Source organism: Paraburkholderia sp. 31.1, assembly GCF_014397645.1.
GTDB classification, from domain to species: domain Bacteria; phylum Pseudomonadota; class Gammaproteobacteria; order Burkholderiales; family Burkholderiaceae; genus Paraburkholderia; species Paraburkholderia tuberum.
In genome coordinates, this window is record NZ_VZQN01000015.1 from 90,138 (window position 1) to 112,452 (window position 22,315).

Sequence of the window (22,315 nt, forward strand, 5' to 3'; positions counted from 1 at the left end):
TCCGCAGTTCGCCCGTCGCTCAAAGTCCGAGTACGGACTTGGCGAGAATGTTCTTCTGAATCTCGTTGGAGCCGCCCACGATCGAGACGTGGCGCGCGAAGTAGTGATTCGGCGCAACGGTGAGCGCCCATTCGGGTTCGCGAACCGGATCGGCAAGCCCGCGCAGGAAGTCGAGGTCGAGCGGTAGAGCATCCGGCCCTGCCACCTCGAGGAGCAATTCAGCTGCGAGTTGCTGCAGCTCCGAACCCTTGATCTTCAGGATTGAAGTCTTCGGGTCGGGCACATGGCTCTGCTGCGCGCTGCTCTCGGCGATCACGCGCATCTGCGTCATCTCCAAGGCCTTCAGTTCCACCTCGACAGCCGCAACACGCTCACGAAAACGCGGGTCGTCCCACAGCACACCGTCGCCGCAGGGCACGCGCTTCGCAAGATCCTTCGCGTGACGCACGCGCATCTTCGAAACTCCCACGCGCGCAATGCCGCTGCGTTCGTTGCCAAGGAGATACTTCGCGTAGTCCCAACCCTTGTTTTCCTCGCCAATGCGATTCGCAACCGGCACGCGCACGTTGTCGAAGAACACCTCGTTGGTTTCATGGTGGCCGTCGATCGTGACGATCGGGCGAACGGTCAGGCCCGGTGTCTTCATGTCGATCAGCAGGTACGTGATGCCCTGCTGCTTCTTGCCGCTCGAATCCGTGCGTACGAGACAGAACATCCAGTCCGCGTGATGCGCCGTCGAAGTCCAGAGCTTCTGGCCGTTGATGACATAGTGGTCCCCGTCGCGCACCGCCTGGGTTCGCAGCGCGGCCAGGTCCGAACCGGCTCCGGGCTCGGAGAATCCCTGGCAGAACCAGTATTCGAGGCTCGCGATGCGAGGCAGGAAATGGCGCTTCTGCTCTTCGCTGCCGAACGCGATCAAAACCGGACCGATCATGTTCACGTTGAATGACAGCGTCTCGGGCGCCGGGGCCATGTGCAGCTCTTCCTTGAAGATGTATTGCTGCACCGCGCTCCAGCCCGTCCCGCCCCACGCCTTGTCCCACGCTGGCGTCGCCCAGCCGCGCTCGTAGAGCATGCGTTGCCAGCGGCGCAGGTCGGCCGCCGAATAGCGCTGCCCCAAGGTAGCTTTGCGTCGGATGTCGGCCGGCAGCGCTTCCTTGAAGAAGGCTCTGACCTCATTGCGGAACGCCAGCTCTTCGTCGGTATATCGCAGATCCATGAGTGTCTCGTTTCGTCTTTATGGGTCGCCTGTCGGGTGCGGCTCAGGCCAGCGTTCCCGCTTCTTTCAACTCGCCAATGCGGCCCGGTTCGAGCCATGCCGCCAGCGCGGCGTCGATCGTGGTCGCGTCGGGCGCCTCGGGCGCCGTCGGCTTCGTGGGCACCGTGGCGGAGAAGCGCGGCGCCGGCGCGGGCTGCACGATGCCGTCCACTTCGATGAACGTGCCGCGCGCCTTCAGATGCGCATGCCCGGGTGCCTCGGTCCACGACAGAACCGGTGCGAAGCACGCGTCCGTGTGTTCGAGCAAGGTGGTCCATTGCTCGCGTGTGCGTCGCTTGAATTTCAGCGCGAAAAGGGCGCGCGCGGCGGGCCAGTTGCTTGCGTCGAGCTGCGTACCCAGCGTTTGCGGATCGATGTCGAGCAGGCGGAGGAGTTCGAGATAGAACTTGTCCTCGATGGGACCGACCGTAATCCACTTGCCGTCCGCGCATTCATAAACGTCGTAGAAGTGCGATCCCGAATCCGTGATATTCGTCCCGCGCCCGTCGCGCCAGATGCCGGCAGCCTGCATGCCGAAGAACGTGGTAGCAAGGTTGGCCGTACCGTCGACGATCGCGGCATCCACGATCTGTCCGGCGCCGCCGTTGCGCGCATGCAGGATCGCCGACAGGAGCCCCATTGCAAGGTACAGCGAACCGCCCGCATAGTCGCCGATCAGATTCAGCGGTATCGACGGTGGCTGATCGCGGCGGCCAATTGCGTTGAGGACGCCGGTGATTGCGATGTAGTTCAGGTCATGCCCGGCGTACTGCGCGAGCGGACCTTGCTGGCCCCATCCCGTGATGCGTCCGTAAGCGAGCTTCGGATTGCGTTCGAGGCAGGCCTGCGGACCCAGCCCGAGTCGCTCGGTCACGCCGGGCCGGAAACCTTCTATCAGGGCATCGGCGCGCTCCACCAGCGTGAGCACGAGTTCGACGGCCTGCGGGTCTTTCAGGTCGAGCGCAATCGTCTTCCGGTTGCGCAGCAACAGGTTGTAGCGCAGCGGACGCTCGATACCGAGCTTGACCGGCTGGCGACGTTCGATGCGCAACACCGTCGCACCCAGATCGGCGAGCAGCATCGCCGCCATGGGCCCCGGGCCGATGCCGGCCAGCTCGATGATTCGAACTCCTGCAAGCGGACCCATGGTTCAACCCTTGCGAGCGTGGGCGCGCATGGCGTCCCATTGCTCGTCGGTCCAGTCCTGCATCGCACGGAAGGTCGGGCCGCCAACACCCTGCATCCAGCGGCCGCCGTCGATCACGATCATGTCGCCGGTGATGTAGCCGGAGCCATTGGACGCCAGATAAGCGTAGAGATTGGCAAGTTCCGCGTGATCGCCGAAGCGCCTCAGCGGCACCGAGCGCTCCTGCGGCTCGACCTGCGAGCCCGGCGGGTACAACTGCTCCCATGCGCCCGGCGTCGGGAACAGTCCGGGCGCCACCGCGTTCAGGCGAATGCCCTTCGGGCCCCACTCGACCGCAAGGCTGCGGGTCATGGCGAGAATACCCGCCTTCGCGGCCGCGGACGGCACGGTAAAGGCCGAGCCGGTCATCGTGGGCGTCGATACGGTACTGATCACGTTGCCCGGGTGACCCGCGTCGATCCAGCGCTTGCCCGCCGCGATCGTGCAATAGAAGCTGCCGTGCAGCACGATGTCGAGCACCGCATCCACCGCGCGCGCCGACAGGCTTTCCGTGCGCGCGATGAAGTTGGCCGCCGCGTTGTTCAGCAATACGTCGAGCGGACCATCGCGCCAGATGGTCTCCATCATCGACTCGACGGACTCGGCGCTGCGCACGTCCGCCTGCACCGTCGTGACACGCGCGCCAGGCACGACGCCGCGAAACTCGTCGGCCGTCGCGTCCAGCACTTCCTTGCGGCGACCGCAGATGAAGAGATCGGCGCCCAGTTCGAGGTAGCGCAGGCCGATACTCTTACCAAGGCCGGTGCCTCCCCCGGTGATGAGGATTCTTTTGTTCTTCAGCAGGTCAGGCGTAAACATATGCGTTGAACTTCCAGTAGGGACAGCAACGGAGAATGGCGGCGTCAGGCACCCGTGAAAACCGGCTTGCGTTTTTCCATGAAGGCCGTCACCGCCTCCGCGTGGTCGCTCGTTTGACGGGTCAGCGGATTGAGGTCAGTTTCGAGGCGGCATGCGTCTTCGATCGAATTGCCCGCATTGACGAGGCTCGCCTTCAGGAGCGCCAGCGTCACTGGCGGATAGTTCGCGAAGCGCGCCGCGGCCTCGATCGCCGCATCGAGCGCGCCGCCGCTCGCGACCACCTCGCTGACCAGGCCGATGCGGCGCGCCGTGGCCGCGTCGATGACATCGCCTTTCAGCATCAACTCACGCGCCTTGCTGCCGCCGACCTTTTGCGGCAGCGTCCATAGAATTCCAGTGTCGGGAAGCAGTCCGACCTTGCCGAACGCACATGAGTACTTCGCGGTATCGGCACCGACCACGACATCGCATGCAGCGGCCAGCGAGAGCCCCGCTCCGTAGCACGTGCCCTCCACCGCCGCGACGACCGGCTTCGTGCCCGTATAAATCAGCTTGAACAGACGCACGCCCACCGCGATGCGCTCACGAAGCGCCAGCAACTGTAGAGTGGTCGCGTGCATTTCGGACAGGTCGCCGCCCGCGCAAAAATGGCCGCCCGCGCCTGTCAGCACAATGGCGCGCGTTTGCGGATCGTTGTGCATCAGCCGGTGCAAGACCTCGGTCAGCGCAACGCGCATCCTCATGGAGAACGCGTTACGGCGCTCGGGATAGTTCATCGTGACAATGCTCACGTCGCCTTGACGGCGCACCTGCACGATCTCGTCGGCGCCCGCGGCTTTTTCCTTCTGCTCGATACTCATCGCATTGCTCCCCGCGCTCACTCACCCGTGAAGACCGGTTTGGTCTTTTCCATAAACGCCTTACAGGCAGCCTGATGGTCTTTCGACTGACGCAGGATGGGCTGATAGTCGATCTCGGCTCGCAGCGCGCCTTCCATGGTCGTCGCCGCGTTGGTCAGCGCGTCCTTCAGCAGCGCCACGCCGAGCGGCGGCAAGTCGGCAAGACCGCGCGCAACTTCGATTGCCTTTGCGCGCGCAGTACCCGGCCCGACGACTTCGTTGGCAAGGTGAATCGTGCCGGCCTTGTCTCCGTCGATTTCAGTGGCGAGCGAGAGCATCTCCCTCGCGCGAGCCATGCCGATGCGCTTCGGAAGCGTCCACAGAATACCGGTGTCCGGAATCAGGCCGACGCGCAGAAACGCCGCGCAAAAGCGCGCATTCGATGCAGCCACGACATAGTCGGTCGCGACCACGAGCGACAGCCCGGCGCCGAAGGCTACGCCTTCCACGGCCGCCACGACCGGCTTGGGTCCCGCCTGCATTTCACGCACTACCACGCACGACTCCGCCAGAATCTCGCGGCTTTGCAGGATCGTGCGCTGCGTCATCTCGGAGATGTCGGCGCCGGCGCAAAAGTGCTCGCCCGCGCCCGTCAGGACGATTGCCCGCGAGTCCGGATCGCCCACCATCAGCCGATGCATCGTGTCGCGCAACCACTGACGCATCTGACGTCCCATCGCGTTGCGGCGTCGGGGATTGTTTAGCGTCACGATCGCGACCGGTCCCTCGCGGGTCACCTCGATCAGCGACGTCGTATCGTTTTCTGCCGTTTCTTTTTCGCTCATGTTGGCTTCCTTCAGTCGGCCACGAACACCGGCTTGCGCTTTTCCATGAAGGCGCTCACTGCCTCCTGGTGTTCGCGGCTGCGGCGCAGGATGGGCTGCAGGTTGACTTCCGCTTCGATGGCGTCGTCGAGCGTACGGATGCCCGTCGCGAGCGCGGCCTTCAGGTGCGCGGTGGCCACCGAGGGCAGTTCCGCGTACAGTTGCGCCACCTTCGAGGCCGCGTTCAGCGCCTCGCCGGGCTCGACGACCTGATTGGCAAAACCGGTCTCGCCCGCTTCGACGCCGTTGAACTCACGAGCACTCAACATGAGCTCGCGTGCAAGGCCACCGCCCACGCGCTGCGACAACGACCAATAGAGCCCCGTATCGGGCAGCAGTCCGACCTTGACGAACGCGCTCGCGTATCGCGCGGCCGTCGATGTGACGACGTAATCGCAAGCGGCGGCGAGCGACAGACCAGCGCCAAACGCAAACCCTTCGACGGCGGCGACGATCGCTTTCGGGCCTTCCACCATCAGTCTGAATATATCGAGCGGCAGTTCATTGCGCTGTCGATATTCGAGCACCTTGCGCGTCTGCATCTCCGAGATGTCCCCACCCGCGCAAAACGTATTGCCCGCGCCGGTCAGTACGATCGCACGGCAGGCTTCCTCATGATGCATCAGGCGATAAAGCTGCGCGTACAACGTCTCGCGCATCTTTAGCGAAAACGCGTTTCGCCGTTGGGGATAGTTCAATGTGACGATCGCGATTGCACCGTCTTGCCGGACCTGTACGATCTCTGCTGCATCGTTGCTGGTCTCTTCGCTCATCTGTCCGTCTCCTGTCGATCGCGGTTAGCGCTTTAGCGCTTACTCCGATCCCATGCAAAGCTGTTGACAGTGACCCTGGCGGGCGGCGTGTCTCACAGCGTGTCTTTACAGGGTTTCCTGCGTCCCGAGAATCACCGTGGCCTGGCTCGAGAGCACACCACCGTTACCGTGCGCGATCGCCAGCTTCGCACCGGGTATCTGGCGCTCACCAGCGCGGCCCGTCAACTGCCGCATCGATTCTTCCATCAGGAACAGCCCATACATGCCGGGGTGAACGCAGGACAAACCGCCGCCGTTCGTATTGACCGCGAGCCGGCCGCCCGGCGCGATGCCGCCGTCTGAAACGAAGTGGCCGCCTTCGCCTTTAGGGCAAAAGCCGAGGTCTTCGAGAAACAGAATGGTGTTGATCGTGAAGGCGTCGTACAGCATCGCGACATCGATATCGTTCGCCTTCACGCCCGCCATTTGATACGCACGCCTGCCCGATTCCGCTGCGGCAGTCACCGTGAGATCCGGCATGCTCGCGATTTCGCGGTGCGAAGTGGCCGAAGCTGCGCCGAGCAGATACACCGGCTTGTCGGTGAGATCACGCGCTCGCTCGGCGCGCACCATGACGATCGCTGCCGCGCCATCCGTCACGAGGCAGCAATCGCGCACGGAAAGCGGATCCGACACGAGGCGCGCGCCCATCACGTCGTCGATCGACAGGGGCGTGCGCATATACGCATCCGGATTCAGTTGCGCCCACTTGCGCGCGGCGACGGCCACCTCGGCCAGATGCTCACGCTTCGTGCCGTACTGATGCATATGACGCGCCGCCGCAAGCGCATACGACGACACCGGATTCATCGGCTTATACGGGCTCTCCCACGGCGAAGGACGCGACGACTGCACGAGCTTGCCCGCCGCGCTGCGCTGATTGCTCCCATATGCAATCAAGGCAACATCGATCTGTCCCGTACACAACGCCATGGCCGCCGTGTGCGCGTAGATTTCGAACGCCGATCCGCCGCTTCGGTTGTTGTCGGTGAACTTCGGGTTAATACCGAGGTATTCGGCAAACGTGAGACCCGACAGCATGTCGTCCGGCGTGCACACGAAAAGGCCGTCTACATCGCCAGGCGTAAGTCCCACCTGGGCGAGCGCGTCAACGGACGCACGCGCAGCAAGGTCCAGTGACGACAAGCCAGGTGCTTCCCCCATCCCATAGGTGGCGCCTGCCACCAGTGCGGTACGCCCGCGCAAGTTGAATTCCATTCGATCTACCTTTCATCGGTGTGACCGGCTGTTGACGGCCGGCTGCGGGTTAGCGGGCGTCAGGCTGGTTCGAACACAAGCAATGCCGCATCCCCTCGGTACACGATCTTCGCCTGCACCGGCATGCCAATGCGCACGGCCTCCGGCTCGATGCCCTCCACACAACTCAGCATGCGCACACCTTCTTCCAGATCGATCACTGCGACGTTGTAGCTGGGCGTGGGCGATTTCTGGCGCACCACGGTAGTGGAATAAACCGTCCCCTTCCCGCAGGCTTCGACCCACTCCAGATCGCGCATCCCGGTAACCGGCTCAGCCACCCGCGGGTAGAAGACATAGCGGCCGCTGCCGCGGCTGCGCTGGATCATCAAGCGGCCCTCGGCCAGGAATTTCTGATAATCGACTTCAGGACAAAGAGAGTCCATTCCCCGCTCCTCCAAATTGTTTTGCCATGGGCTCGCGCCGAATCGAGCCGTTCTGTCGGGCCAAAATGGAACAAATAACCGAACACTGTTCCAAATATTAAACGCACTGGGAGCGCGCTGTCAACGGCGGGAAAGCCCTGCCGTGCCCCGCCGCGCAAGGCTGAAACTACATCCCGACCAAATTCCCGACGCACCTCGGACAAACCCGCGGGAGCCGGTTTCAGCGCTTGACGATCACCCGGCCCTTCGTTTAATTTATCGAACATCGTTCATAAAAGTGAAGACTTCGAATGTGATCAGGAAGTGGTCGGCGGGGGCGACGTATCCCCACTCCGGAGACGAATCCGGGGCCGGCCCGAAAAAACCGTTAGCAAGAGAGCTCGAAGTGACATACGAACTAACAGACGACCAGCTTCAGATCCGCGACCTCATCCGTCGCGTCGCACGGGAGCGCGTGGCGCCGCGGGCCGACGAGATCGACCGTACGGCCGGGTATCCGCACGACATGTACGCACTGCTCAAGGAGCTTGGCCTCTTCACGTTGCCGTTTCCTGAGGCGTATGGCGGTGCCGGCAGCGTGATGTCGGCGTGCATCGCGGTCGAGGAGTTCGGGCGGGTTTGCTACAACACGGGCTATCTGCTGGTCGTGCAATGGACACCGTTCGGAGCGATTCTCGAAGGCGGCACGGAAGAGCAGAAGGCTCGCCTGCTGCCGGGTCTCGCCTCCGGTGACTTACGCGGTGCTCTCTCCATTACCGAGGCTCAAAGCGGCTCCGACGTTTCGGGCATTCGCACGACAGCGCGCCGCAAGAACGGCGGCTATGTGCTCAACGGCTCAAAGATCTGGTGCACGAATTCGCATATCGCCGACTTCATTCTCGTCGCCGCCAGGACGCTCGACGAGGAAGGACAGGCGCTGGGGATCAATCTTTTCATCGTCGATCGCAACACGCCGGGCCTGACGATCGGCAACGAAGAAGACAAGATGGGCGCGCGCGGCGTGGCGTCGTGCCCCCTTTATTTCGACGATGCCTTCATCCGCGCGGAAGACCGTCTCGGGCCGGAAGGCGGCCAGGGGTTCAAGGTGGCAATGGAGGCGCTCAATACGAGCCGTCCCATCGTGGCCGCGCGCGCGGTTGGCATCGCGCAGGGCGCGATCGATCACACCGTCAAATTCATTCAGGACCGCGTTGCATTCGGCCAGAGCATCAGCAACTTTCAGGGTGTGCGCTGGATGATCGCTGACATGGTCACCCAGACCGAGGCCGCGCGCCAACTCGTCTATCGCACGGCGTCGCTCGTCGATGCGGGCGTTAGCGGCCGTGAACTCGCCCCAATGGCGGCGATGGCGAAGATGTTCGCGTCGGATGTCGCCATGAAGGTCGCGACCGATGCCGTGCAGCTATTCGGCGCCGCAGGCATCTCCAACGAGTACCCGATCAACCGTTATTTCCGCGACGCGAAGGTGGTGCAGATCATCGAAGGCACCAACCAGATCCAACGCAACATCGTCGCGGACAGCGTGCTGGGCCGCATCAAGAAGAACTGACAACGACAGCTCAGCTAACAGCCGAGCCGACAACGACAGAGGACAGGCAATGGAAGAAATCGAAACGGTTGGTCTGGGAATTCACTGGGAGGACCTGCCCGTTGGACGCAGGTTCAAGACCGTGGGCCGCACGGTGACCGAAACGGATGTCGTGAATTTTGTTTCGGTGACAGGCATGCTGGAAGTTCTGTTCACCAACACCGAGTTTCTTCGCGAGCAGTCGGCCATCAAGGGGCGCGTCGCGCCGGGCGCGCTGGTCTTCACGCTGATGGAAGGGCTGCTCACGCAGGCCACCATGCAGGGCGTCGGCTTCGCGTTCCTCAACATGGAACTCGACATCAAAGGCCCGACCTATGTGGGCGACACGATTCACGTGGAATGCGAGGTGATCGAATGCAGGCCTAGCAAGGGGCGCCCCGGACTTGGGCTGGTGCGCACCCGTAACCGCGTGATCAGGCAGGACGGCACGGAAGTGATGGTGTACACGCCGCTCAGACTCGTTAAAGGCAAGGAATACAAGGCCTGAGCATGGAAAATCCCCAACAACCCCTCGAACCGGCGACCGGCCCGTTAGCCGGTGTCCGCGTGATCGACCTGACCATCAACGTGCTCGGTCCGGTCGCCACGCAGCTACTCGGCGACATGGGCGCGGACGTCATCAAGATCGAACCGCCCGAAGGCGACCAGAACCGCAAGAATGGCCCTGGCCGCAATCCCGACATGGCAGTGTTCTATACGATCATGAACCGCAACAAGCGCAGCGTGATCCTGAACCTGAAGCAGGCCGAATGCCGCGAAGCGCTGCTCAAGCTCGTCGAGACCGCCGACGTCATCGTGCACAGCATGCGCCCGAGTGCCGCCGAGCGCCTCGGCATCGACTATGAAACCGTGCGGGCGCGCAACCCACGCATCGTGTATGCGTCGGGTGCCGGCTATCGAATCGACGGACCCTACAAGGACCGCCCCGCTTTCGACGACGTGATTCAGGGCGAAACCGGCATTGCCGCGATGAACCGCGACGCGGACGGCTCGCCGCGGTACTTCCCCACCGTGATCGTCGACAAGTTCTGCGGCTACGTGCTGGCGTCGTCGATCGGCATGGCGCTCTATCACCGCGAGCGGACCGGTGTCGGCCAGCTCGTCCATGTGCCGATGTTCGAAACGATGCTGCAATTCAATCTTTTCGAGCATCTCTGGGAAGGTGCGCTGGGCTCCAATGACGGAACCGGCCTGGGCTATCCGCGCATGTTCTCGCCGCACCGCCGGCCCTATGCGACAAAAGACGGGCATATCTGCCTGCTCGCCGTGAATAACGAGCAATGGCGCCGCGTGCTGTGCGCAATCGATGCAGCGCATCTGCTCGACGACCCGCGCTTCCACCACATGGCCGAGCGCATGCGCAACATCAGCGAGCTGTATCGCATCGTCGGCGACGCCATCCGCAACAAGACGACTGCGGAATGGAATGCGATCTTCGCCTCGGCGGACGTGCCGCACGGTCCCGTGCGCGACCTGAAAGACCTGATGCACGACGCGTACATCAAGGAGACCGGGTTCTTCCAGCGCTTCGAGCACCCGACCGAAGGCGACATGGTCATGACCTCGATACCGGTGCACTTCTCCGAGTCGCCCGGCAACGTTCGCTATCTGCCGCCGAATCTCGGCGAGCACAGCACCGAGGTTCTGGTCGAAGCGGGATATAGCGCGGACGAAGCGAGCGCGCTCCTCGCCCTGGCCACAGGAAGGGGCGAAGCCGTATCGGAAGCGCTGAGCAAGGATTAACTGGCGCGACAGCGCCTCGCACATCACGGAGGGAATCAATGAAGGGGCTCAAGGAGAAGGTCGTCGTCGTCACTGGCGCGGCAGGTGGGATCGGTTCCGCCATCAGCAGACGATTCGGCGACGAAGGTTCGACCGTCGCGCTGTTCGACCTGAACGAAGAAGGCGCCGTGCGTGTCGCGGCGGAAATCGAGGCGGCGGGCGGCAAGGCGCGAGCCTACCGCGTCGACATCACGGATCACGAAGGTGTGCATGCTGCGGTGGCGAGAGTCGAGGAAGAACTGGGACCGATCGAGGTTCTCGTGAACAACGCCGGCTGGGACATGGGTGCGTTCTTCCTGCAAACCGAGAAACCGTTCTGGGACAAAGTGGTGGCGATCAATCTGTACGGACCGCTGAACATGCACCATGCCGTGCTGCGACGGATGGCCGAACGTGGCCGTGGCCGCGTCGTCAACATCTCGTCGGATGCGGGACGCGTGGGCTCCTCGATGGAAGCGGTGTACTCGTTCTGCAAAGGCGGCCTCATCGCCTTCACGAAGACGATGGCACGCGAAATGGCCCGCCAGATGATTCCCGTCAACGTCGTTTGCCCCGGCCCGACCGCGACCCCGCTTCTCGACAACCTCGCGCAGGGCGAGAAAGGCGAGCGCATCAAGGCCGCCCTCGTGAAGGCCGTGCCGTTCGGCCGCATGGGCGAACCTGGCGACATCCCGGGCGTGGTGGCCTTTCTCGCGAGTGACGACGCCGCGTTCATCAGCGGTCAGGTCATCAGCGTGTCGGGCGGTCTGACGATGGCTGGATAAACGGCTCCGCGAACGCAATCAATCAACAACATTGGAATACGACATGGAATTCAAGGACATCGGCTATCAGGAGGCGGACGGGGTCGCGACGATCACCATCAATCGCCCGAAGGTGTACAACGCATTCAGCGCCAACACCGTCGAGGAGCTCATCAAGGCCTTCGGCCTCGCGGGATGGAACAAGGATATCGGCGTCGTGGTGCTCACGGGCGCAGGCGACAAGGCGTTCTGCACGGGCGGCGACCAGTCCGGCGACGGCTACAACGGGCGCGGCACCGTCGGGCTGCCGATCGAGGAACTGCAAAGCATCATCCGCGACATTCCGAAGCCCGTGATCGCACGCGTGAACGGCTATGCAATCGGCGGCGGCAACGTGCTGGTGACGCTCTGCGATCTCGCCATCGCTGCCGAGACCGCGGTCTTCGGTCAGGTCGGCCCGAAGGTCGGGTCGGTCGATCCGGGCTTCGGCACCGCCTACCTCGCGCGCATCGTCGGCGAGAAGCGCGCGCGGGAAATCTGGTACCTGTGCCGCAAATACAGCGCGAAACAGGCGCTCGACTGGGGTCTCATCAACGCCGTCGTGCCCGCGGAACAACTCGACGCCGAAACGAAGAAGTGGTGCGACGAGATTCTGCAGATGAGCCCCACCGCTATTGCGCTCGCCAAGCGCTCGTTCAATATCGATACCGAGAACATCCGCGGCATCGGCGCGTTCGCGATGCAGGCGCTTGCGATGTACTACGACACCGACGAATCGAAGGAAGGCGGCAATGCGTTCCGCGAAAAGCGCAAGCCGGAGTTTCGCAAGTACGTGAAGTGACCGGCGCAAATGCCGGCAGGGCGACGCTCGGCTTCGGCGTCGCCCTTTGCGCATACGCGCGCCGAAGTTCAGTATTTGCGGAAGTTCACGCCGACACGCGTGCCAAGCCCCGGGAGCCGGTTGATGGGGCGGCTGCCATGCTCCGGGGCGGCTTCGCCCCATGCGAACCACACGTCAGGCTCGCGCGCATCGCCCACGCGCCGCCAGCGGCCGTCCACCTGCGGATTCTTGAGCGTCCCGAGACCGACCAGACGCCCGCGCGGATCGGGCATGAACTCCCACTCTTCGCCGAACGCTGAGTAACGGATGCCTTCCTGCCAATACCCATTCGCGCCGAAATCGATGGTGCCCGTCACGTCATAGGTAAAGCGCACCTCGCCCTTCTCGTTGCCGAGAATCGCGAAGCCGAACATGTCGTTACCGAGCGTGAAGTGCCCGAAGTCGATGCTGCCATCCTTATAACGCGTCGCCCACGTGTACCAGACGAGTTCCAGCTTCTCCTGCACCAGCGCATCTTTCGTCTTGTAGATCTCGCCGCCCTCGTACATATGGATCGGATCGAAGCCGATCATGCCGCGGACCTTCTTTCCGAGTATCGTCCCTTCCATCTCGAAGATGTTCGCGACGTAGTACATGCCCGCGTCGCGGCCCGGCAGATACCAGTGCATGCCGGGCTTGACGAGCTTGCCCTTGATATCCATGCCGTTCTCTTCGTACCAGCTGCAATCCTCGGGCGTCCAGGTGACGTGAAAGCGATTGCCGGGCGCCTGCGGGTGGCTTCGCCAGTGGATGCGCTCCTCTTCGAGCGTTCTTGCGAATCCATCGTTCGGCACCGATTCCTTGCCTACCGGATGCATATGCATGCCGTCGTCGTGGCCGAGCGTCGTGCACAGGTAGAAACGCCGCCGCGTGTCCTTCGCGTCGGTCCGCAGGCCAGCGGGAATCCGCCGCATCGGGCAATAGATCTCGCCATCCTCGTCGCGCAGCGTTCCCCACAGGTAGAGCGCTTCGGGCGGCATGCCGAAGTAGGCGCGGTTGGACAGCATGTCCTCGATGGTGGGCTCGAAGGCGCTGACAAGAGGCTGCCAGCCAAAGTCGCCGCGGCGCGGCATGGATAGTTTGGTGTCGCTCATGGTCGTTACACCCGTCACGATGGTGAAGTGGTTGGAGCGGCTCACTATAGGTATCCTCGCGCGTGGCTGAAAACCGGTCGATCCGCTCGTCTGGCCACGAGCACGCCCGGCGCGCGATCAGCACAGGGGCACAGGAGCTAACGTATTGATTTACCGGCTTTCTCTGCGGTCCGGAAACGCGCGCTGCCTGCGCGCACGAAAGCTTCGTTACATGCAACGATCATGTGCGATATATTGAACGTCGTTCGCATTTAATACTGATCCCGGACATGCCAAAGTCGTCTGCCGAACGCGTCGCCGCTTATCGCACCCGCAAGAAGTCCGAAGGCATGGTGAGCCTGACACTGGTCGTCCCGGCAGCCGACGTCGCCCTCTTCAGCCAGTTCGCCGCGCAACGCCGCGAAAAGCTGCGCGACAACATGCATCCTGGCCAAGCCCCGCGCCAGCAGTGGCTCTCGATGCTGGCCGCGATGACGCCTGCGCTGCCCCCAACTGCCGAGTCGCGCCGCAAGCGCAATGCGATCGGCGCACCGATCACGCGCGCGCAGACGCTCTTCATGGCGCTGCTGAAGCACATCATCGATCTGGGATGGCCGGCAGGACTACCGCTCGGCTCCGAGCAGGAATTGATGAAGGTCCATGGAGTAAGTCGCGCTGCGTTGCGCGGAGCGATCCGCTTGCTCGAGCACCACTGCATCGTGAGGGTGCAGCGCGGCACCGCAGGCGGCGTGATCGTCGCCCAGCCGGACCTGAGCGCGACGATGCAGGCAGTCAGCGTCTATCTGGAGTATGCGGGCATCGCGCCGCGCGATATTCTCGCGACGCGCCGCACGCTCGAACTGGCCGTCCTGGATCTCGTCATCGAACGGCTCGACCATGAAGGTGAGCGACGCGTGCACGACCAGGTTCAGGCCGAGGCGCAACTCGACGGTCGTGCCGGCGCCGATGAGTTGCTGCGATTTCATTTCCTGCTCGCTGAACTTTGCGGCGATCCCGCACTGCGTCTCTTCGACGGCATCGCCCTGCAACTTGCCGATGCGCATTCCACATTTCATCGGCGCAGCCGAACGGACCGCGACCGCGTCGTGGCGAGGATCAAGGAATACCATCGCGAGATCGCGCGCGCGATCATTGCCCGCGATAAAGAGCAGGCTCGCCGGCAAATGGCCGACTACATCGCGGGGATCAGGACGTGGCTGGAGTAGCGGCCGCGCTGCGCTTGCGTGTTCGCCTCAACGATCACCGATCCCGATCCGTCGCCGTGCTAGCCATCTACGGCGTCAGCGTGCTCAGCCGGTTCGACGCCGCCACCGCGTCGTCGATCATCTCGTCGAAAATTGCCTCGACCTTCCTGACCGCGTCGGCAAACACCGCGGCATGCCCATAGTCGATCATGCCCTTGCGCGTGTCGCCGGTCACGTAAGCCTGGTGCGCGAGTGCGCCCATCACGTGAGGGCGGAACCGCTCGAACTCGCTCACCTGCGCGCGATCCAGTTCCATGACCGCCTCGGCGCTCTCGTTGCGCAGCACACGGTGATGATCGCGAATCGCAGACTTGACCACGACGCTTTCGCTGCCGTCGCCCGCCACCACCTTCGCCTTGACTTCAGGATGAATCCACAGCTCCTCGGCGACCATCATGCGCGTGCCCATGATGACCGCGTCGGCGCCCATCGCCAGCACGCCCGCAAGCTGCCGCCCGGTGCCGATGCCGCCGCCGATCACAACCGGCAAGCCAATCTCCCGCGGCGCCTGCGCGGCCTGCACGATGCTACCGATCTGGTAGATGCCTGGATGGCCGCCGCACTCATTGCCGACGACGATCACACCGTCGACGCCCATCCGCACCGCCGTATGTGCATAGCGCACAGCGGGCACCTTGTGCAAAACCTTGATGCCCGCCTCCTTGAGCAACGGCACGACCGCTTCGGGGCTCGCACCGGCGGTCTCCACGCAGGCAACGTTCTCTTCGATCAGAATGCGGATCTGTTGCTTGACGCGCTCCACTCCGCCCGCTTGCCGCGATATGTAGAGATTGACGCCGAAATTCTGTGCACCGGTGAGTTCACGACAGGTGCGCAACTCGTTGCGGAATTCGTCGGAATCAGGAAAGCCCGCGCCGACGATAAAGCCCATGCCGCCTGCGTTGACGACGGCCGCGACATACCGTGCGTCGGACACGCGCGGCCCAAGACCGCCGCAAAGTATCGGGTGACGAATACCGAGCAGATCGGTGATTCGCGTCCTGAACATCTGGGGGCGCACGATGTCCTTCCCTCCTGCAGGTCAGCGAAACGAGATCGTGTGGCCGCCATCCACCGCGATCGTCTGGCCGTTGATATAGCCGCCCGAACGCGATGCGAGCATCACGGCTAGCCCGGCGATCTCGTCGACCTCGCCGAAGCGCTGTGATGGATTGCGACCCCGGTACCATTCGACCATCGCCTCGTCCTCCCATTGCGATCGCGCCATCTCGGTCTTGAAGGTGCCAGGCGCGATGCAATTGGCAGTGACACCCTTTGCGGCGAATTCCATCGCGAGGTTTCTCACGAGCTGCATGTCGGCGGCTTTGGTGAGCCCGTAGGTTCCCGTCACGGCATCGCCGAACAGGCCAACCACGGATGCCACCGAAATAAAGCGCCCATAGCCACGCTCGATCATGCCGGGCACGGTCATCTGCGCGAGCCAGATATTGCTCTGGACGTTGACCTGCATGAACTTGTTGAACGTTTCGTCTTGCAGATCGAGTGCCGAGCCTATCCACGGGTGAATCGCCGCATTGGCCATCACGATGTCGACCCTGCCCCACTCGCCGTTCGCCGCAGCCACGAGACCTTGCAACTCCGCTTTTCGGCCGATGTTGCAGGCAAACGGCAAGGCCACCGGAGTTCCGACCTTTTCGTTGATGGCTTGCGCGGCGGTTTCGCAGGCGTCGGCGTTACGGCCGGAAACGACGACTTTGGCGCCATGTTCCGCCATGCCGAGCGCACTGGCATAGCCGATGCCGCGACTCGATCCGGTGACGATTGCGACCTTGTCCGTGAGGTCAAAAAGCGATGAGGGCATACGTACTCCACAAAAATGGAGGCTTGTCGATGAAAGCCCTCGCGTCGCGCGCTTCGCTCAGGCAAGCGATTATTTCCCCACCTGCCACGCCATGCCGCCGCTTTGCTTTCTTTGCGCCAATGCCGCCTTCTCGATCCGCAACGCCTCTTCCAGCGAAGCTAACGCACCCTGATCGATCACCCGCTTGACCATCGCGACGAGGTCGGGGCGGCGGCTCGCAATCGTCTTCGCTAGTGACGCTGCCCGCTCCATCAGTTGCTCGTGGCTGACCACCTCGTTCACGAGGCCGATGCGCAACGCCGTGGCCGCGTCAATCGGATCGCTCGTCAAGCTGAACTGCTTCGCCCACCGCGGACCCACGATATACGGCAACCTCGCGGTCATGCCGCCCCCCGCGAGCGCGCCGATTTTCGTGTGCGTGTCGGCAAAGCGCGCACGCTCGGACGCGATGATGAAATCGCACCCCATTGCAAGTTCCAGCCCGCCTGTAACGGCAGCGCCGTTGACCGCCGCGATTACCGGCTTGGTGATGCGCGGCCACATATCGATCATGTCCGCGACCCGCGTGCGCGGCGCATCCGGCGCGGAAAAATCATTCAGGTCGAGCCCAGCACAAAAGGCCGGATCGGCGCCCGTCACGATTAGGACGCGCAGGCTTTGGTCCGCTTCGAAACGTTGCAATGCGTCGACCAGCGCTTCGGTCAATGCGAGGTTCAGTGCGTTGCGGGCCGCGGGCCGGTTCAGTGTCAACGTGAGAACCGTTTCGTCACTCTGCACGCCGAGCAGATCGGTTGCTTTCGCGTTCATGGCAATGCCTCGAAAGGGTTCACGCCGCCGCGACCAATGCCTCGTGCTGAATCTGGCGTGCGTAGCGATTCAGGTGGTAGTCCGCGTTGCCGAACAATGCGTCGAGCACCAGATGACGGCGATAGTGATGGCCCACCTTGTATTCATCCGTGATGCCGTAGCCACCGTGCAACTGGATACCCTGTTGCGTGACGAACTTCGCGCCACGCGTGGTCTGTGCCTTGCAGCCCGAGATTTCGACGCTCCGGTTCTCCCTGTCCTCGCTGATAGAGAGCAACGCACGGTGCAGTGTTGCGCGCGCCTGCATCGCTTCGATCGCCATGTCGGCCATCCGGTGTTGCAGCGCCTGGAAGCTGCCAATCGCCACCCCGAACTGCTTGCGCGTTTTCAAGTACTCCGACGCGAGCTCGATAGCGTCTTCCATATCGCCCACCAGTTCGGCACAGATCGCAACGACCGCTTCGTCAACGGCGGCCTGCAGTCCTTCGAACGCTCGCCCAGCCTCACCCAGAACATTCGATTCTGCGACGATCACACCATCGAGCAGCAAGTCGGCAGATGGCGTGCCGTCGAGCAACGCGCAAGTCTTCAGCGTCACGCCTGCCTGCTTCGGATCGACGACGAAAACCCCGATGCCGTCCGTAGCATCGGCTGCACCCGCCGCTCGAGCGACGACGAGCAGACGGTCTGCAACGGGCGCTCCAACCACGAGCGTCTTATAGCCGTCCAGCCGCCACGACCCGTCCTCTGTCTTCTTCGCGGCGGCCGTCACGTAATGCACCTGACCCCGCGCTTCACGTTCACTGTGCGCGACTGCGTAGACAGTCTCGCCCGAAACGATCTCGCCAAGTATCGCCTCGCGCTGCCCGTCTCGCCCGCAGCGCGTGACAAGCGACGCAGGAAACACACCACACATCACGTATGGTTCCAGCACCAGCGCGCGCCCGATCTGCTCGGCCACGATGGCGCTTTCGACTGACGAGAAACCGAGCCCGCCCAATTCATCCGGCACCGCGACACCGAGCCAACCCATTTCGCCGAACGTATGCCACGTCTCGCGCGAAAATCCGCCTCCTTGCGAAGCAAGATTGCGACGATGTTCGAACGTATAACTCTTTTGCAAGAAACGTTGCGCGCTTTCCTGCAACATCCGCTGTTCGTCGCTCAACTCGAAGTCCATGCTGCACCCTCTTTATGCCGGCAATTGATGCGATCCCACGTCTCGGGGATCGAAGACCGTCGTGACTCGATACGGCGTCAAAGATCGAACAGTGCTTTGGCGATGATGTTTCGCTGAATTTCGGCCGTCCCGCCATAGATCGAGCAAGCCCGTCGATAGAAGACCTCTGCCGCCAGGCCTGGCGCGTATTCAGGTCCGATGAACCGGGCCTCGCGCAGCTCTCGCTCTTCATTCGGATCGGGATAGAACACGGCGCCGTAATCGCCGATCACCTCAAGCAGCATCTCCGTGAGCTTCTGATGGAGTTCAGATCCGCGCACTTTGAGCATGGATCCGATCGCCATACCGCCGCTGCGCTCGTCTATCCCTTGATGCAGGATTTTCTGCACCGCCATGTCGATCGCGCGAACCTCCAATTCGTGCTGCGCGAAACGTGCCGCAAACGTCGGATCCTGGATCAATGGCTTGCCGGCCATCCGTTCGCGCGAGGCGTAGTGCCGGATCTTGCGCAGATAGCGCTTGAGGGCAGGCGCTTCAGCGCCAAGAAACGCCCGCTCGTTAAACAGCAGAAACTTGGTGTATCCCCACCCCTTGTTGACCTCGCCAATAAGGTTTTCAGCGGGCACACGCACGTTGTCGTAGAAGACTTCCGCCAGGTGATGGCAGCCATCGAGCGACGCGATCGGCCGTACGGTAACGCCCGGCGACGACATGTCGAGCAGCAGGAAGGAAATGCCCTTTTGTGGCTTCGCTTCGCTATCCGTGCGGACCAGCACGAAATTCCATTGACCGTAGGCGCCGAAGCTGCTCCAGATCTTCTGTCCATTGACGATGTAGTGGTCTCCATCGCGAACCGCCGTCGTACGTAGCGATGCAAGATCGGAACCCGAGCCCGGCTCTGAAAAACCCTGTACCCAGAACACTTCACCACGCTGAATAGGAGGAAGAAAGCGGCGCTTCTGCTCTTCGTTGCCAAACTCGCAAATCACGGGTCCGACGAGCGACACGCCCGCCTGATTCTGTATCGGTGCGCCTGCCAGATAGCATTCTTCCTCGAAGATGTAACGCTGCATCGCGGTCCACCCCGTGCCGCCGTCAGCAACCGGCCAATGCGGCACCGACCAGCCGTGCGTTTCGTGCAAGATGCGAGTCCAGCGCTGTGAATCGTCGTCACCTGCCAGAAAGCCCTGCTGCCCGCGAAAGGCCAGGTCGGCCGGCAAATGCTCGTTGAGGAACGCACGAACTTCTTTGCGGAACGCGATGTCCGCGGGATCTACGCGAAAATCCATGGTTTAGCTTCCAGCGTTTTCAGTACGTTGAACCGCGGCGCGCGCCTCGATCTGCGCCCGCTGCTGCGCCAGCGTTGCCGACCAATGTGCGCGGCGTGGGCGGCACGCAATAAAGCTCGTCCACGACACCGCGCCGTCGCTCGAGCACATTGCGTTGGCTGATTGCGCTCTTTGCACTCAATTCGCCGTTATCGAGCGTCGGCTGCTCGCTTTCGAGCACGATGCGCACAATGCGCGTAGAACTGCCGCCAGGACGCGCGGCGAGCTGGTCGAGTCCGGTCTGGAAGAACGCGCGCACGCCGCGGCTGTTGATGATCTGGTCGGCGCCCGGCATCGGATCGTGAAGGTCGTCGCAAAGCGCACGGCACGCTTCGATGTCAGGGAAGACGAGCGCGCTCAGGTAGTCGCGGTCGTGCCCGGCAATCACGATATCCCGCGCATACGGGCCCCACACGTTCAGCGCGTACAGTCGCAACTCGGCGACGTTGACCCAGGTGCCCGAGGACAGCTTGAAATTTTCCGCAATGCGTCCGTCGAAGCGCAGTCCCAGTTCGAGGCGCTGCGGGTCGATGAACGTTGCTGCGTCACCGGAGCGGAAATAGCCTTCCTCGTCGAACGCGGCGGCGGTGCGCTCGGGATCTTTCCAATAGCCGGGCGTCACACAGTCGCCGAGGAAACGGATTTCCAGCTTTGCGCCGACCGGCGCCACCTTCACTTTGACGCCGGGCACGGGCAACCCCGCAATCGCTTCGCGTCGCGGATCCCAGGCCGCCGATAGCGGCGTTGGGCCTGCTTCCGTGCTGCCGATGCCCGACATGATGAGCACACGCTGGCCGATGGTACGCACCGCGAGCTCGTCGAGTTGAGCCCAGATGTATTTCGGCAGACTTGCGCCGCCGTAGTAGATGAGCGCGAGTTTGCTAAAGAATTTCTCGCGCAGTGCCTTGTCCGCCTGCAGATGCGGAATGAGCGAGGCCAACCCTTGCGGCGTATTGAGGTAGACCGCCGGCGCGATTTCACGCAATGCCTGCACCGTCGGGCCAATTTCCTCCGGCGTTGGCTTGCCTGGGTCCAGGTAGTAAGTCCCCCCGCCGTACAGCACCATGCCGAAGTTATGCGTGCCGCCAAAAGTGTGATGCCAGGGCAGCCAGTCGACGAGATCCGATGGCCCGTCCTGAAGAAACGCGAACACCTGGGCGACTTGCTGTCGATTGCTGCACAACATGCGCTGCGGATAGATCACGCCTTTCGGTGCGCCTGTCGTTCCCGAAGTAAACATGATCTTGCCCACCGTATCCGGGCCGACTGCCTTGAACGCCTTGTCGACGTCGGCTGTAACCGGCGTCTTCAGCCACTCCGCGACGCGCGAACCGCCACGACCCTCCGGCAACGGACCGACGACGACACATTCCACGTCGCCGAACACCTCACGCAATGCGCGGCCATACTGCGCGCCGTCATCTGCGAAGACGAGGCCGGGCGTGCATACGGCCGCGAGTTGCCTGAGCTTCGAAAAGTCCTGCGATAACAGCGAATACGCGGGCGTCACCGGGATATAGGGAATCCCGACGTGCAATGCGGCGAGCGCGAAGAGCGCGTGTTCAAAGCTTCGATCGGAAAGAATCATCAACGGACGAGACGGCGACAATCCTCGATCGAGCAGCGCCTGCCCCAGCGCACGCGCACCGTCGAACGCCTGGCGGTAGGTCAGAGACTCCCATGACCTACCGTCCGGCGTCCGCCGCGCGAGCAACGCGCGCTCGGGCGTGACGCTCGCCCAGTGTTCGAGCCGCTCCGTCAAGCGGACGGGATACGCCTGGAGCGGTTCCTTCAGTTCATACACCACGCTTCCGTCTGGCCTTCGCTCGACGATGGCATCCATGCTGCCGACGCGAATCGGGCGAAACGGCACATCCATCAGGGCGTCGTGCGAAGCCGTACCTGCATCCATCTGAGTCGTCCTGTTGTTATCTGGCAAGTCATGTCCCGCGAGCGCTCGCATCGCCTTCCGATACCTGGAAATGTTGCGGGCCAAGTTCAACCAATAATTGAACGTCGATCATCTTGTTGAACAAGAATAACGCGAAATCCCAGCCACGTCTATCCGTCGTCACCCACGAGGAAGGCCTGATAGCACACACCCAATCTGGCGCGAATGACGCGCGCAATGTCCGGCACGATCGCAGCCTTGCGCATCGCGCAACAACGTGGACAGAAAACAAAAATTGCGCTAATTTCCGAACGCCATTCTCATTGTTAAACACGACACCGGAATTGCTCGATGGCGATTTGCTGGCACTGCCGACCGGTTCGATCGACGACTGGCTGCGTCTTGCTTATACCGATGTTCCCGAAAGGCTCTGGCCTGCGGCATCCCGGTCGCTGCTGGCGCATCTCGAACGACTCGACGAACAACGTCGTCCGACTTCGCAGGCATGATTGCGA

22 protein-coding genes are annotated in these 22,315 nt (G+C 62.6%); 7 read left to right on the forward strand and 15 right to left on the reverse strand.

Translation table 11 applies throughout. From position 1 onward, the window contains the following. Positions 1-19: 19 nt before the first annotated feature. From F6X37_RS13890 to F6X37_RS13925, 8 genes are all read right to left on the reverse strand, one after another. Entirely contained in the window at positions 20-1,219 is a 1,200-nt protein-coding gene (locus F6X37_RS13890) for an acyl-CoA dehydrogenase family protein (RefSeq protein ID WP_184064298.1), read from the reverse strand. A gap of 43 nt (positions 1,220-1,262) precedes the next feature. Beyond that, the gene (locus F6X37_RS13895; protein ID WP_187611712.1) at positions 1,263-2,405 is read right to left on the reverse strand and encodes a CaiB/BaiF CoA transferase family protein; all 1,143 of its coding nucleotides are present in this window, start codon (positions 2,403-2,405) and stop codon (positions 1,263-1,265) included. Between the two features lie 3 nt (positions 2,406-2,408). Continuing rightward, a complete protein-coding gene (locus F6X37_RS13900) occupies positions 2,409-3,263 on the reverse strand; it encodes an SDR family oxidoreductase (RefSeq protein ID WP_187611713.1) in 855 nt (284 codons plus the stop codon). A gap of 44 nt (positions 3,264-3,307) precedes the next feature. Further along, positions 3,308-4,123 (reverse strand): enoyl-CoA hydratase/isomerase family protein, encoded by an 816-nt coding sequence (locus F6X37_RS13905; protein WP_187611714.1) that lies wholly within the window; start codon positions 4,121-4,123, stop codon positions 3,308-3,310. A 17-nt stretch (positions 4,124-4,140) separates the two neighbouring features. Continuing rightward, positions 4,141-4,947 carry an enoyl-CoA hydratase/isomerase family protein gene (locus F6X37_RS13910; RefSeq protein ID WP_187611715.1) on the reverse strand — a complete coding sequence of 269 codons (807 nt, stop codon included), beginning with the start codon at positions 4,945-4,947 and terminating at the stop codon, positions 4,141-4,143. Positions 4,948-4,958: 11 nt separating this feature from the next. Further along, a complete protein-coding gene (locus tag F6X37_RS13915) occupies positions 4,959-5,759 on the reverse strand; it encodes an enoyl-CoA hydratase/isomerase family protein (RefSeq protein WP_187611716.1) in 801 nt (266 codons plus the stop codon). 105 nt (positions 5,760-5,864) lie between these two features. Beyond that, positions 5,865-7,016, reverse strand: a complete 1,152-nt coding sequence (locus tag F6X37_RS13920) for a thiolase (protein ID WP_187611717.1) — start codon at positions 7,014-7,016, stop codon at positions 5,865-5,867. Positions 7,017-7,075: 59 nt separating this feature from the next. Beyond that, a complete protein-coding gene (locus F6X37_RS13925; protein ID WP_018425526.1) occupies positions 7,076-7,441 on the reverse strand; it encodes a Zn-ribbon domain-containing OB-fold protein in 366 nt (121 codons plus the stop codon). Between the two features lie 385 nt (positions 7,442-7,826). Between F6X37_RS13925 and F6X37_RS13930 the strand changes: the two genes are divergently transcribed. From F6X37_RS13930 to F6X37_RS13950, 5 genes are read left to right on the forward strand one after another with little or no spacing between them, the layout of a single operon-like run. Continuing rightward, positions 7,827-8,990, forward strand: a complete 1,164-nt coding sequence (locus tag F6X37_RS13930) for an acyl-CoA dehydrogenase family protein (RefSeq protein ID WP_187611767.1) — start codon at positions 7,827-7,829, stop codon at positions 8,988-8,990. 49 nt (positions 8,991-9,039) lie between these two features. Continuing rightward, positions 9,040-9,516, forward strand: coding sequence for a MaoC family dehydratase (locus tag F6X37_RS13935; protein ID WP_187611718.1), 477 nt, complete (start codon positions 9,040-9,042; stop codon positions 9,514-9,516). 2 nt (positions 9,517-9,518) lie between these two features. Next, positions 9,519-10,772, forward strand: coding sequence for a CaiB/BaiF CoA transferase family protein (locus F6X37_RS13940; RefSeq protein ID WP_187611719.1), 1,254 nt, complete (start codon positions 9,519-9,521; stop codon positions 10,770-10,772). Between the two features lie 38 nt (positions 10,773-10,810). Continuing rightward, complete coding sequence (locus F6X37_RS13945) at positions 10,811-11,575, forward strand: glucose 1-dehydrogenase (protein ID WP_184061969.1); 765 nt, start codon at positions 10,811-10,813, stop codon at positions 11,573-11,575. 43 nt (positions 11,576-11,618) lie between these two features. Beyond that, positions 11,619-12,395: an enoyl-CoA hydratase-related protein gene (locus tag F6X37_RS13950; protein ID WP_184032198.1), complete on the forward strand. Its 777-nt coding sequence runs from the start codon at positions 11,619-11,621 to the stop codon at positions 12,393-12,395. 68 nt (positions 12,396-12,463) lie between these two features. Here F6X37_RS13950 and F6X37_RS13955 read toward each other — a convergent pair whose 3' ends face one another. Then, positions 12,464-13,528 (reverse strand): hypothetical protein, encoded by a 1,065-nt coding sequence (locus F6X37_RS13955; RefSeq protein ID WP_221307639.1) that lies wholly within the window; start codon positions 13,526-13,528, stop codon positions 12,464-12,466. A 224-nt stretch (positions 13,529-13,752) separates the two neighbouring features. On the opposite strand from F6X37_RS13955, the gene F6X37_RS13960 reads away from it, so the two are divergent. Next, positions 13,753-14,733: a FadR/GntR family transcriptional regulator gene (locus tag F6X37_RS13960; protein ID WP_316251963.1), complete on the forward strand. Its 981-nt coding sequence runs from the start codon at positions 13,753-13,755 to the stop codon at positions 14,731-14,733. A 67-nt stretch (positions 14,734-14,800) separates the two neighbouring features. Here the strand turns inward: F6X37_RS13960 and F6X37_RS13965 are convergent, their stop codons facing one another. From F6X37_RS13965 to F6X37_RS13990, 6 genes are all read right to left on the reverse strand, one after another. After that, positions 14,801-15,793: an NAD(P)H-dependent flavin oxidoreductase gene (locus F6X37_RS13965; protein WP_187611720.1), complete on the reverse strand. Its 993-nt coding sequence runs from the start codon at positions 15,791-15,793 to the stop codon at positions 14,801-14,803. 21 nt (positions 15,794-15,814) lie between these two features. After that, positions 15,815-16,594, reverse strand: a complete 780-nt coding sequence (locus F6X37_RS13970; RefSeq protein WP_187611721.1) for an SDR family NAD(P)-dependent oxidoreductase — start codon at positions 16,592-16,594, stop codon at positions 15,815-15,817. Between the two features lie 69 nt (positions 16,595-16,663). Further along, entirely contained in the window at positions 16,664-17,401 is a 738-nt protein-coding gene (locus F6X37_RS13975) for an enoyl-CoA hydratase (RefSeq protein ID WP_187611722.1), read from the reverse strand. Between the two features lie 19 nt (positions 17,402-17,420). Then, complete coding sequence (locus F6X37_RS13980; RefSeq protein WP_187611723.1) at positions 17,421-18,581, reverse strand: acyl-CoA dehydrogenase family protein; 1,161 nt, start codon at positions 18,579-18,581, stop codon at positions 17,421-17,423. Positions 18,582-18,658: 77 nt separating this feature from the next. After that, positions 18,659-19,870 carry an acyl-CoA dehydrogenase family protein gene (locus F6X37_RS13985; RefSeq protein WP_187611724.1) on the reverse strand — a complete coding sequence of 404 codons (1,212 nt, stop codon included), beginning with the start codon at positions 19,868-19,870 and terminating at the stop codon, positions 18,659-18,661. 19 nt (positions 19,871-19,889) lie between these two features. Further along, positions 19,890-21,821, reverse strand: coding sequence for an AMP-binding protein (locus F6X37_RS13990; RefSeq protein WP_262419905.1), 1,932 nt, complete (start codon positions 21,819-21,821; stop codon positions 19,890-19,892). Positions 21,822-21,937: 116 nt separating this feature from the next. Here F6X37_RS13990 and F6X37_RS37940 point away from each other — a divergent pair, with 116 nt between their 5' ends. Then, positions 21,938-22,309 (forward strand): hypothetical protein, encoded by a 372-nt coding sequence (locus F6X37_RS37940; protein ID WP_410451325.1) that lies wholly within the window; start codon positions 21,938-21,940, stop codon positions 22,307-22,309. The last annotated feature ends 6 nt before the right edge of the window (positions 22,310-22,315 follow it).

What these genes read in the sequence shown, in the direction of transcription:
- F6X37_RS13915 (WP_187611716.1), bottom strand. Translation starts at nt 5,759, where the DNA reads ATGAGCGAAGAGACCAGCAACGATGCAGCAGAGATCGTACAGGTCCGG.
- F6X37_RS13980 (WP_187611723.1), bottom strand. Translation starts at nt 18,581, where the DNA reads ATGGACTTCGAGTTGAGCGACGAACAGCGGATGTTGCAGGAAAGCGCG.
- F6X37_RS13975 (WP_187611722.1), bottom strand. Translation starts at nt 17,401, where the DNA reads ATGAACGCGAAAGCAACCGATCTGCTCGGCGTGCAGAGTGACGAAACG.
- F6X37_RS13945 (WP_184061969.1), top strand. Translation starts at nt 10,811, where the DNA reads ATGAAGGGGCTCAAGGAGAAGGTCGTCGTCGTCACTGGCGCGGCAGGT.
- F6X37_RS13905 (WP_187611714.1), bottom strand. Translation starts at nt 4,123, where the DNA reads ATGAGTATCGAGCAGAAGGAAAAAGCCGCGGGCGCCGACGAGATCGTG.
- F6X37_RS13985 (WP_187611724.1), bottom strand. Translation starts at nt 19,870, where the DNA reads ATGGATTTTCGCGTAGATCCCGCGGACATCGCGTTCCGCAAAGAAGTT.
- F6X37_RS13940 (WP_187611719.1), top strand. Translation starts at nt 9,519, where the DNA reads ATGGAAAATCCCCAACAACCCCTCGAACCGGCGACCGGCCCGTTAGCC.
- F6X37_RS13925 (WP_018425526.1), bottom strand. Translation starts at nt 7,441, where the DNA reads ATGGACTCTCTTTGTCCTGAAGTCGATTATCAGAAATTCCTGGCCGAG.
- F6X37_RS13910 (WP_187611715.1), bottom strand. Translation starts at nt 4,947, where the DNA reads ATGAGCGAAAAAGAAACGGCAGAAAACGATACGACGTCGCTGATCGAG.
- F6X37_RS13970 (WP_187611721.1), bottom strand. Translation starts at nt 16,594, where the DNA reads ATGCCCTCATCGCTTTTTGACCTCACGGACAAGGTCGCAATCGTCACC.
- F6X37_RS13900 (WP_187611713.1), bottom strand. Translation starts at nt 3,263, where the DNA reads ATGTTTACGCCTGACCTGCTGAAGAACAAAAGAATCCTCATCACCGGG.
- F6X37_RS13895 (WP_187611712.1), bottom strand. Translation starts at nt 2,405, where the DNA reads ATGGGTCCGCTTGCAGGAGTTCGAATCATCGAGCTGGCCGGCATCGGC.
- F6X37_RS13990 (WP_262419905.1), bottom strand. Translation starts at nt 21,821, where the DNA reads ATGGATGCAGGTACGGCTTCGCACGACGCCCTGATGGATGTGCCGTTT.
- F6X37_RS13920 (WP_187611717.1), bottom strand. Translation starts at nt 7,016, where the DNA reads ATGGAATTCAACTTGCGCGGGCGTACCGCACTGGTGGCAGGCGCCACC.
- F6X37_RS13950 (WP_184032198.1), top strand. Translation starts at nt 11,619, where the DNA reads ATGGAATTCAAGGACATCGGCTATCAGGAGGCGGACGGGGTCGCGACG.
- F6X37_RS13890 (WP_184064298.1), bottom strand. Translation starts at nt 1,219, where the DNA reads ATGGATCTGCGATATACCGACGAAGAGCTGGCGTTCCGCAATGAGGTC.
- F6X37_RS13935 (WP_187611718.1), top strand. Translation starts at nt 9,040, where the DNA reads ATGGAAGAAATCGAAACGGTTGGTCTGGGAATTCACTGGGAGGACCTG.
- F6X37_RS13955 (WP_221307639.1), bottom strand. Translation starts at nt 13,528, where the DNA reads ATGAGCGACACCAAACTATCCATGCCGCGCCGCGGCGACTTTGGCTGG.